Below are 11,722 nucleotides of genomic sequence, written 5' to 3' on the forward strand. Positions count from 1 at the left end.
CTTCCTTCCAATTAAAATTAACTTTCGACTATTTATAACATGAGTTTATATGCCAAAAGGAGAGTTTACAATGCAGGTTCAAAAGGTCGACCATCACGAATTGTTCGAGCAGATATACAACCAAGCACCTATTGGAATTGCACTCGTTGCTCCGACAGGAGAATGGAGAAAAGTGAATCCCGCATTTTGCTGTATGCTGGGTTATACGTATGAGGAATTAACGAAGCTCACCTACCAGGATATTACGCATCCGGATGATTCACCACAAGCTGTGATCTATAATTGCGAGCTATTCGAAGGTAAATCGAAAGAGTATCAATATGAAAAGCGTTATATCCATAAAAATGGTAACATCTTATGGATTTCGTTGCATGTTTCATTAGTTCGTAGCGAAATTACGGATGAACCTCTTTACTTCATTTGCCATATTGTTGACATAACTGACCGCAAAATGTCTGAACAAAAACTTCTGCATAGTGAAGAGATGTTCAAACTTATTACAGATCATGCTCAGGAGATCATCTATATTGCAGATCAGGAGGGCGTTTGTCGATTCTGCTCTCCCTCAGTCCAACGTTTGTTGGGTTATTCGCCAGAAGAAGTAATTGGTCAAAATAATGATGCATATTTTCACCCACAAGATGTGGAACGGATCTCACAGATGGACTTGACTAAAGGAAATCTGTTGAATATCAGGGTCCGTCATAAAGAGGGACATTATCTGTGGTTCGAGACCACATACAAGGTCTTTGGTGATGCTGAGCATGGACAGCAGATTCTTTCGATTGGACGAGATGTATCCGAACGAAAAAAACATAAAGACATCAGTGCAGAGGCTGAACGCATCGCTTTAATTGGCAGTTGGGAGTGGGATATGGTCAAAGACCAGATCGCGCTTTCCGATCAGATTTTTGAGATTTTTGAGCTTGAGCGCACCCGTAAATCATACTGTGCAAATGATGTTTTTAAAGTTATGAATGCTGCAGACATAGCTTCTTTACAAGAACAAATGGAATGGGTAAAACAAGGAAAACCGCTTGATTTTGAATACAAGCACAGTAGCTCTGATGGAAGTGAGAAGTATCTTCACTTACGCGGGCTGATCACGCTCGATGAATATCAGCAACCAGTTCAGCTGAACGGAACACTACAGGATATCACTGAACGTAAACGTATTGAATTTAAATTGCAGGAATCTGTGGAGCGATACACTTCACTTAAGAAATATAATCATGACGCCATTATCTCGTTTAACATGGATGGTAATATTATGAATGCGAATCCAGTAGCGGTGAAACTGACGGGTTGTCCCGTGGCTGAAATGATCGATACAAGCATAAGCAGATTTATTGGGGCGAGTAATCTCGGTCTGATCCTGCGCAGTAATAATGAGTTGGCCGAAAAGGAAATCAATGCTGTTCGTCATACGGATGGAACCGATACAGAAGTCTTGGCTACGCTTGCTCCGATCATTATTAATAACTCTAATGTCGGGTACTACTTGATTGCAAAGGATATTACGGAGCAGAAGAAGCTGCTAGTTGCCAAAGAGACAGCCGAGAGAATGAATAAGGCCAAAAGTGAGTTTCTTGCGATGATGAGTCATGAAATTCGTACACCAATGAACGGTGTAATTGGGATGACGGATTTGCTTCTGGATACCCCTGGTCTTAGCGGGGAACAGAAGGAATATATCGAAATCATCCAGAAGAGCGGAGATTCCTTACTCGCCATCATTAATGATATTCTTGATTTTTCCAAAATTGAGTCAGGCAAAACCGATCTGGTAGATGATCCTTTTGATCTCGCAGAAATCGTCACAGAGACCGTGCAAATCGTAAAACCACTGGCTCGCGAAAAGAAGTTGGATGTTCGTATGTGCGTAGATGACGCCATTCCGACTCCTGTGTATGGTGATGCTTACCGTCTTAAACAGGTACTTACCAATATCATTGGCAACGCGGTTAAGTTCACTTCAGAGGGCGGCGTTGAAATTGACGTTGGCATTAAGGAGAAGTGTGGCAATACCGTACAGCTTTATTTTAAAGTGAAGGATTCGGGTATTGGGATTCCGGTTGAGAGAAAACAACAATTATTTGAGCCATTCTACCAACTGGAGAATTTCATGACTCGCAAACCTCAGGGCACGGGTCTTGGCCTTGCCATTAGCAAAAAATTGGTGGAGCTTATGCAGGGAGATATCTGGATCGAGGAATCGGATGAACCGGGTACAATATTTGTATTTACTGCACGCTTTAAATTAACGAACGGTGAAGAGGGCAACAGGTTAGATCAACAACAGAAAAAGAACAGAACATCCGCTTTGCGGATTTTAATTGCAGAAGACAATGAAGTGAACCAACTCGTCCTTAGCAGAATAATCGAGAAAAAAGGACATGTTGTGGATCATGTCGTGGACGGTGTTGAGGCGGTTGAGGCGGTCAAACACAATGCATACGATATTGTCTTCATGGATGTGCATATGCCAAGACTGGATGGATTCGAAGCGACAAAAATGATTAAAGAATTAAGGTCCTCTGAGGATTGTCCATATATTATTGCGGTGACTGCAAATGCCGTAAGAGGAGACATGGAAAACTGCTTGAAGGCAGGCATGGATGCGTATGTCAGCAAACCGATAAAAATTGAGTCCATTATGCAAGCATTGGAGACCTATTACATCAAAAATAACCTCTGAGCGCGCTAAAATGGATTCATGAGCAAAAAGCTGCTAGCTTATATAAATAGGCTAGCAGCTTTTTTATGCACAAATCTCTAAGGATTTTTGATCCACAATTTGGAGATGTCCAGATAACCGAATTCTGCTACCTGCATGCCGAAGATGCTCTGATCCAGTTCGGCCTGCTTGTTCATGTGACAGCCATGCAAGATCCAGCAGTGATCACGTAGCAAGGTTTCAGCTTCATCCAGCAGCGCAGTACGGTCTGCCCGATGAAGCGTTGCGAAATGATCCAGTTTGTCATCCAATTGAGACTGGAATACAGGAGACATACACATATGAAAATGGTTGGACAGGTTTTTGAAAAAGTGAATCATGCCGTACTGCCAATCTTCCTCCAGGATCTCTTCAGCGAGGATCAATTGCGCGTTTGTGGTTTCCTCTGAGTTGAAATAATCCACAACGGCCTGCATGCTGATGTTCAGACCGATGGACTCTGCCCGACACTGGAACCACTCCGCAACGTCTGCATCCTTATTATGTTTATACGATAATGTTACCGTCTCACCCTGGTACCCACAGTTATGCAGCAATTCACGAGCATGCTCAAGAGAGGCAACGGTCCAGTCTTGGGCTGCACTTTTCCACGGCAGAAAGCTGCTGGCCGGTGTGATCCGATTCCCGCCGAGATCTCGGACAAGCGCGACCGCATCATAGACGATACGCAGGGCTTGTCGAAATGAGGGATGATGATGGATGCCTTCCTTGTGAAAATTGAACAGCATATACTGACAACCCAGCGCCGGATAATTGATACTGTTCGTCTGATCACAGCCTGTTGCGAGACTCAATCGATCTGTCCCCGGTAGCTCATAATAGCGATCATTCGGACTCAGGTCAGGCACAAACCAGAAATGGACTTGATCCAGATGTGGCCGGATGCCGTAGTAAGCATCAAAAGCAGTAAGCTCCAGCACATCCTCATTCAGCTCAGAGATCAGAAAAGGACCGGTACCAATTAATGTATTGGTTACATTGTAATCATAGGGCAGGATTGTCATCCGAATACAACTGAACAGATGCAAGAAGAATCGATTAGGACGATGGAGAACAAACTTGATGCAGTAATCACCAGCTACTTCTGCACGTTCGATATCCCGATATAACCAGATGGACGGACTATGTACATCAATCAATCGTTGCAACGTCGCTTGCACATCCCGGGACGTCATGACACGGCCGTTGTGGAAACGCACACCTTTTCGGAGATAGAAGGTCCATAAGCGATGGTCCTCGCTGCACTCCCACATGTGAGCCAGTGCTGGCAGGAATGATTCCGTCTTGGCATCATAAGTGATCAACGTATTACAGACCTGGCTTAATAGGTAGGTTTCAAATGCAGTATACACAAAGGCTGGGTCCAAATCACCTAACTGGCGTGACCTCATGATGCGCAGAATATCCTGACCAGAGGCAGTTTCATCGTGGCTATGAAATCCCATCTGTTGATGGAGGGAAAGCATGAGCTGTTCTCGCAATGTATCATCCACCTGAACAGTTCCAATGAGTTCAATGGCATCTTTCATTTTGCCTTTACCTAAAAGTTCGGTAAAACTCGCTTCCAGCGCTTCATTCATGCTACGCAGCATCGTTAACGCCGAATGATGTCCACGACCACGCCCGGGCTGCCAATGGATAAAGCCTTGTTCCTCCAATTTTCTAAGAATGAATTTCACATTACGAGGGGTGCAGCACAAGGCAGCGGACAGGCTATCAATCGTTACCGCTACAGGTTCATGAAGTTTGAATGAAAGTTGTTCGGCACCTGCGAGCCTTATAAAGTGTGTATGTAGGGTATCCATGGCCATGACTCCTCTATTAAAGGTGAAAAGTGTGATCATATGTTTACACTTTTCTTTCCCCCTTTTATCCTTACAATTATACATTAGAAGATGTAGTTCAAAAAGTCCGCTTTTGATTACGAAAGATGCCTAAAGGCATCATCAGCATCGAATATGGAATTCAGCCGAAATGTCCGTTGCTCACGTAGTTTTCCCTACGCTCCGCTACTCCATTTCTAGCTTCATCCCATCTTCTCGGTACTGAAAACCGGACTTTTTGAACACTCATTAGAAGAGGCTGTTAAATCACCCCGCATTGAAGCATCTAGAAAGAATAGGAGAAGTTCGCATGAAGCAATATTTAAGACAAATTCACCCCTTGGCATGGACAATTATTATCGGAACCATGTTTGGACGTCTTGTAACGTCAATGAGTATCCCGTTTCTATCCATCTATCTGACACGTGTGCTAGATGCTACACCGACCCAGACCGGTATTACTGTGGCCGTTAGCTCGCTGGCAGGTGTCATGGTCAGCTTTTATGGAGGTTATATTTCGGACCGGATCGGTCGCAAAATTGTGATGTTAATCTCGGTATTTAGCTGGGCAGGTGTGTTTTTCATTTTTTCAGCAGCAGAGCATCTATGGGTGTTCTTTGTTGCCAATACGTTAAACGGATTATGCCGTGCAGTATTTGAGCCCACCTCCAGAGCACTGTTATCGGATATTACTTCTCCGGAGAACAAATTGCTGGTGTTCAACCTCAGATATGCTGCAATTAATCTCGGCGTGGTCTTTGGGCCAATTATCGGATTTCAGCTGGGATCATCTGAATCGACGTTTCCGTTTGTGATCTCCGGCTTGGTATACATAGCCTATGGACTTGTATTATTTCTGCAATTCAAGCTACAGCATGCCAATCTGCCGGAGCGTCACCAGGCTACCGCCCCACGTTTGCGTGAAGCACTCATGACCACTGGTCGCGACCGGGTATTTCTGCCGGTATTAATCGGTACCACATTTTGTGTGCTGGGTTACGGGCATTTCAGTTCCACGTTGGCACAGTACTTGGCAAGGAGTCCGATCTTTGAGAATGGAAGTCAGATGTTCTCGTACATGCTTTCCCTGAATGCCGTGACGGTACTGATTATTCAGTATCCTCTTGTGCGAACCTTCCGAAACTTCCCACCGCTTGTCCCTCTGATTGTGGGTAACCTGCTGGTGGCAACCAGTCTGATGATGGTTGGAATCGCTGAAGGTGTACTCATGATGATGATGAGTGTCATACTATTTACCATTGGGGAAGTGTTGTTGTTCACCATGATGGATATGCTCATTGACCGGATTGCGAAGCCGGAATGGAAAGGGACGTATTTCGGTACCATCGGATTCAATAATATCGGTAGTGTCATTGCTCCTGTCATGGGAGGGGTGTTATTAAGTCAATTTGGAGCGGAGAATGGGCTCGCTGTCTTTCTACCGATTGCACTGACGACTGCCCTGGGAGTACCTTTTCTTCTGATCGCACATAGACGTCTTGTTGTTAGAGAGAAGCAAACCGAGTCCACATCAGTAAGTATGTAGCGAGAATAGAAAAGATTAATGACATGAATTAAATAACAATTCAGTTAAAATTATCTTGACGGATGTTAGTCCAGCGAATACAATAAACAACAAATATGTGAAACGGGTGGGATGATGATTATGTTTATGCCTATACAGATTTCGAATCGATAACTGAATACGCATGAGCATAGTGACATTAATCCAATTTTTTTGCATGATCGCGTTGGGACAGTCATGTTTGTGCACCTCTGTCGTGGACGCTCATCATTATTGCGATGCAGAGGAGATACGGGAAATGCTTTGCATTTCATTCGATCTCTTTTGGCTACAAGCTGTAGATGAACATTAGTTCATCTATGGCTTTTTTGCATGCATTCCACCCAATTCGTTCACATGGAAAGGAGCGTTTGGAGCGTTATTTTATAAAAAACTAACTTGTTAAAAAGGAGAATGTACAATGGTCAATATATGTTCTACATATCAATTATGGGCGGGAAATCCCGATTTTAATGTCATTATGTATGACTCATCCTAGTGGGGGTAACTGCGATCGAAAGGTTATTCTGTCATCATAGTTACAGTGTAATGTTCTTTATTTCATTTGATATAAATAAACCGATAAAGAGGTGGGACCTGTGCCCAAAACAGAGAAAATCTCCATGTCATGGCTGCTGCGTTATCTAAAACCAGTTAAAGGACGGCTGGCCTTACTTTTAATCATGTTGCTCACATCAACGGGGCTTCAGCTCTTGAATCCACAGATTATCAAACGTTTTATCGATACAGCAGCAAGTGGGGGAGTCCTCACCAATCTTGTTCAGCTCGCAGGAATATTTCTGGTTGTTGCCGTGTTTAATCAACTCATCACGGTAGCGGTCAGTTATTTGGGGAACGACGTGGCCTGGCGGGCCACGAATCAACTGCGCGGAGATCTGCTGAAGCACTGCCTGCGTCTTGATATGCGTTTTCATAATGTGAAAACACCTGGAGAGATGATTGAACGTGTGGATGGTGATGTAACGAGTATCTCCAATTTTTTCGCGATGTTCATTGTGCAAGTGATCGGGAGTTTTGTACTGCTGGCCGGAATTCTCGGTTTCATGTTCAGTGTCAATGTGCCCATTGCTTTGGTTATGACCGTGTTTACATTGTTATCGATCCTGTTCATGGTGTTCATACGGAATCTGGGAGTTGACTCTTCCAAAAATGAGCGGGCGGCCAGTGCTTCCCTGTTCGGATTAATTGAAGAACGCATTGCCGGGATTGAAGATGTGCAAGCAAATGGTCATGTGCCGTATGTGATGAACCGTTTTTACCGCACAATGCGCACGGTATTCCGTAAGGGAAGAAAAGCCTGGCTGCTGCGGGTTATTCCGTGGAATACCACTGTAGTTTTGTTTGCTCTGGCGGTCACTGCGGTGCTTTTGCTGGGTGTGCATTATTATATGGAAGGTCTAATTAGTATCGGAACATTATTTCTGATCTACCAATATACACAGATGCTGAATGATCCGATTGAGATGCTTGGAGATCAGGTACAGGAGTTTCAAAAAGCAAAATCAGGCATGCTGCGCTCCAGAGAGCTGTTGTCCATGCAAAGTGTGATTCAAGAGGGGACAGAGGAGCAATTGCCGGAAGGACCGCTTGGATTGGAATTCAGTCAGGTGCACTTCAGTTATAACCAGGATAAACCGGTATTGCATGATATTACTTTTGCTATTAAGCCTGGTGAACGTCTGGGAATCATCGGTCGCACAGGGAGCGGCAAATCGAGTCTTAGTCGTGTTCTTCTCCGGCTGTATAATCTGGATCGGGGGACGATTCGTGTAGGTGGAACGGATATCACAAAGCTTTCATTACAAGCGCTTTATCGCCGCGTTGGCATGGTGACACAGGACGTGCAATTGTTTGATGGCACGCTGCGTGACAATCTGACCCTGTTCAATGAGGATGTATCGGATCAGATGATCAAGGAGACGACGGATCGCCTTGGACTTAGCCAATGGATTAATTCACAACCAGAAGGGCTTGATACGTATCTGGCAGCAGGTGGGGCTTCATTGTCCGCAGGGGAAGCACAGTTATTTGCCTTAACCCGCGTATTCCTGACCGAACCGAGTCTGGTTATTCTGGATGAGCCTTCGTCACGTCTGGATGCTGCGACCGAAAGTATGCTGCAATCTGCAATTGACCAGTTAATGAAACAATCCACAGGAGTCATCATTGCTCACAGACTGGCTACGCTGGAGAAAGTGGACCGGATTATGGTGCTAGGTGATGGGAAGGTACTGGAATTTGGAGCGAGAGAAGAACTTGCCAGTAACCCGGCATCTCACTATGCCAGACTGCTGATTACAGGCCGAGAGGAGGAATTGGCATGACTGTAGCAGGATTTATAGGCCGTTTGTTTCGATTCAGGCCTTTGTTATTTGTAATCAATGGATTGTTATGGTGTATATTTCACTCCTTACCGCTAGCCATTGGTATTGGAATGCAATGGTTTTTTGATCGCACAACAGTGGGGTCCAATGACTACATGTGGCTTGCTGTGCCGCTTATCTTTATTGCTTTGGTCCGAATGGCACGGGTGGGCACATTTTTTGTAGCCTTCTATGCATGGGTTACGTATCTGTATCATGTTCAGGCGATTTTGCGAACCAACATGCTCGCAGCGATCATGCGCTGGCCTGGGCGTAATCTTCCGGCTTCACCAGGAGAGGCGATGAGTCGCTTTCGGGATGATGTCGATGAAGTCGTCGAGTATGTAGAATCATGGGTGGACTTCTGGGGACGACTTGTATTTGCTGTTGTGTCCATCGTCATTATGGCGAACATTAATTGGCAGATCACATTGGTTGCTGTGCTGCCATTGGTGGTCGTGACCTTACTCAACAACCTGTCCGGGAATCGGGCTCGGAAGTATGCACAGGTTAATCGTGAAGCGACTGGGCGAATTACCAGTTTTATTGCGGAAACGTTTGGAGCAGTGCAAGCCCTGAAACTGGGTCAGGCCGAAGAGCATGTCTCTTCACGTTTCAACCAGTTGAATGAAGATCGTCGCCAGGCTGCACTTCGAGACAATCTGTTCAAGCAGTGGATGAGATCGATGAATCAGCATGTTCTAAGTATCTGTACCGGATTGATTCTACTGATGTGTGCAGCTGAGATGAAAGCAGGGAACTTTAGCGTAGGTGATTTTGCCTTATTCACCAGTTATCTGGCCAATATCGGATTTAGCATCTCACTGTTTGGTTATATGGTGTTTCAGCACAAAAGGCTCAAGGTATCCTATGATCGTATGCGTAAGCTATTCCGCCCGGGGGAAGAAGACCAGATCATGGATTCGAGGGAAATCTATCTGTATGAAGATCCGCCGGAGCTTGTAAGTGAACAGAGGGACCCTAAGGAGAAGTTGCAATCTCTTGAGGTGAATAAGCTGACTTATCAATATCCGAATTCTGCAAATGGCATAGAAGAGATCAGTTTCCGTCTGAAACGTGGACAATTTCTTGTTATTACGGGAAGGATCGGGTCAGGTAAATCAACACTTGTACGCACACTTCTTGGACTGTTACCCAAGCAAAAAGGGGACATTCACTGGAATGGAGCAGCTGTTGATCCAGCCACGTTCCTGATGCCGCCTAGAGCTGCGTATACCCCGCAAGTTCCAAGACTGTTTAGTGATACGTTGAAAGAAAATATCGTCCAGGGCAAACAGGGGAACACCGAGCAAGCCCTTGAAAAAGCCATTCGTCTGGCTGTGATGGAGAAGGATATCAAACATCTGGATCAGGGGCTTGAGACCCCGGTTGGTCCAAGAGGGGTGATGCTGTCAGGCGGGCAGATTCAGCGCGCGGCCACAGGACGCATGTTAATGACGGAGGCGGACCTCTTTATCTTTGATGACCTGTCCAGTGCACTGGATGTGGAGACAGAACAACAAGTATGGGAAGGGCTGTTCCAAGAGCCGGACGTCACCTGCATCGCAGTTTCTCACCGCAGGGCAGCACTTTCCAAAGCAGATCACATTATCGTGATGAAAGATGGACGCATTGAAGCTGAGGGAAGTTTGGCCGAATTGCTTGCCACCAATGAAGAGATGCAACTGCTGTGGCAAGGGGAGCAAACCCCCGCGAAAGTCGGGTAGCTTTGAAAATTTAGAAAAGATAATAAGAAAGCAAAAAAAGCCTTACAGACAACTCATTGAAGAGTACGGTCTGTAAGGCTTTTTATTGTTATAACGAGTGTAACGATGTAATATTTTTATCTCATCATTTGAGCAATCAAGGAATACGCAATGATGACCAGGAAGATAATAGTGATATGGTTAATGGAGAAGATAAACATCCGTTTGGACCATTTCTCTGTTTCTTTCTTATCAAAGGTAGCCACACTAAGAATGAGCCAGGCCAAGCTAACCAGAAATGCCACAATAGCGACAAATGGACTCATCGGCCAGAATAAAAAGCTGGAGATCAGTAACAGTACCAGATACACATTTGTCTGAATGTATGTCCGTCTGATGCCTTTAACAACGGGCAGCATGGGAACACCAGCAGCCTTGTATTCGTCAAAACGGCGAATCGCAATCCCATAGAAGTGAGGCATTTGCCATAAGAGCATCGTAACAACCAATGCCCAGATCTCGAAATGACCCAGTTCAGGTGAAATGGCTGCCCAACCGATGAGTGGAGGCACAGCACCCGAAAGACTTCCCACTTCCGTGTTGTAGATCGTTGTACGTTTGGTCCACATCGTGTAAGGGAACACGTATAACAACAGACCCAAAATACCAAATACAGCAGCGGATGGGGAAGCGATGTACAACATGATGCCCCCGATGATGGTGATTGCAATACCGAGGATCAGACCCGACTTGGTATCTACGCGTCCCGTAACGGTAGGACGTTTCTTCGTACGTTCCATGATCGCATCGATATCACGATCATACAGATTGTTAAACACCCCTGCAGCTCCAATAATGAGAGAAGACCCAATAAAGGAAAGGATGATTGGTAAAATATTAGCTAAGATTGAAGCATCAAATACATATAAAGCCAAACTTAAACCCGCAAACATGGCGATCAGGTTGGACTTGATGATCCCGATTTTGATCGTATCAAAGAATACTTTCGGAATCGAGCTATACTCCAGGCTGATATTGGTCTGTGAACCATTGTTCAATGTTTTCAAGAACTCACTTCCTATATCTATACTTATATATTATGTCGCTATTATACCATTCAATACACTATGTGATTTAATTAACGTTTTAGTATTTAAAATAATGTCATTTGATTGTGAACAATTTAAAAACAAGGTTTTTTTTAATTGTTAAATAATTATTTCTGTGTTACAGGAGAAAATCGAAAAATCCGGGTAAACGAGCGATGTGAAGCTTGCTCTGTCATTGTAGTGTAAGTGTAAATAATCTTTTATTCAACTCACACAGGCTGGATTGAAGAAAGTAGTTAAAGATATATGTTGCAAATTGGGTAGGTTTTGTTTATTGTAGATATAAGATATCTTTAATAGTCTTGTTTGGATGTGTTCTTGTAAATCTCCAATATTACTTTCTTAAGCGAAAGTGGAGGTTATTTTTAAAACTCAATTAGAGATATTAAATGTCTGGAA

Annotated in this window: 6 protein-coding genes; 4 read left to right on the forward strand and 2 right to left on the reverse strand. The window is 44.4% G+C overall.

Annotated features, from left to right (window positions below; all coding sequences use genetic code 11):
* The first annotated feature begins 70 nt into the window (after nt 1–70).
* Nucleotides 71–2,698 (forward strand): PAS domain S-box protein, encoded by a 2,628-nt coding sequence (locus tag MHB43_RS14500; protein ID WP_405132199.1) that lies wholly within the window; start codon nt 71–73, stop codon nt 2,696–2,698.
* Nucleotides 2,699–2,775: 77 nt separating this feature from the next.
* Here MHB43_RS14500 and MHB43_RS14505 read toward each other — a convergent pair whose 3' ends face one another.
* Nucleotides 2,776–4,542: an ABC transporter substrate-binding protein gene (locus MHB43_RS14505; RefSeq protein WP_339184743.1), complete on the reverse strand. Its 1,767-nt coding sequence runs from the start codon at nt 4,540–4,542 to the stop codon at nt 2,776–2,778.
* A gap of 328 nt (nt 4,543–4,870) precedes the next feature.
* Between MHB43_RS14505 and MHB43_RS14510 the strand changes: the two genes are divergently transcribed.
* The 3 genes from MHB43_RS14510 to MHB43_RS14520 all read left to right on the forward strand — a co-directional run bounded on the left by MHB43_RS14510 (nt 4,871) and on the right by MHB43_RS14520 (nt 10,235).
* Entirely contained in the window at nt 4,871–6,106 is a 1,236-nt protein-coding gene (locus MHB43_RS14510) for an MFS transporter (RefSeq protein ID WP_339184745.1), read from the forward strand.
* Between the two features lie 617 nt (nt 6,107–6,723).
* Nucleotides 6,724–8,469, forward strand: a complete 1,746-nt coding sequence (locus MHB43_RS14515; protein WP_405132200.1) for an ABC transporter ATP-binding protein — start codon at nt 6,724–6,726, stop codon at nt 8,467–8,469.
* Nucleotides 8,466–10,235 (forward strand): ABC transporter ATP-binding protein, encoded by a 1,770-nt coding sequence (locus MHB43_RS14520; protein ID WP_339184750.1) that lies wholly within the window; start codon nt 8,466–8,468, stop codon nt 10,233–10,235. The genes MHB43_RS14515 and MHB43_RS14520 overlap by 4 nt, the downstream gene beginning before the upstream one ends.
* Nucleotides 10,236–10,351: 116 nt before the next feature.
* Here MHB43_RS14520 and cyoE read toward each other — a convergent pair whose 3' ends face one another.
* Entirely contained in the window at nt 10,352–11,281 is a 930-nt protein-coding gene (gene cyoE / locus MHB43_RS14525; protein ID WP_405132201.1) for a heme o synthase, read from the reverse strand.
* Nucleotides 11,282–11,722: the final 441 nt, after the last annotated feature.

Source organism: Paenibacillus sp. FSL H8-0317, assembly GCF_045040685.1.
GTDB lineage: Bacteria > Bacillota > Bacilli > Paenibacillales > Paenibacillaceae > Paenibacillus.

What these genes read in the sequence shown, in the direction of transcription:
- MHB43_RS14500 (WP_405132199.1), top strand. Translation starts at nt 71, where the DNA reads ATGCAGGTTCAAAAGGTCGACCATCACGAATTGTTCGAGCAGATATAC.
- MHB43_RS14505 (WP_339184743.1), bottom strand. Translation starts at nt 4,542, where the DNA reads ATGGATACCCTACATACACACTTTATAAGGCTCGCAGGTGCCGAACAA.
- MHB43_RS14510 (WP_339184745.1), top strand. Translation starts at nt 4,871, where the DNA reads ATGAAGCAATATTTAAGACAAATTCACCCCTTGGCATGGACAATTATT.
- MHB43_RS14520 (WP_339184750.1), top strand. Translation starts at nt 8,466, where the DNA reads ATGACTGTAGCAGGATTTATAGGCCGTTTGTTTCGATTCAGGCCTTTG.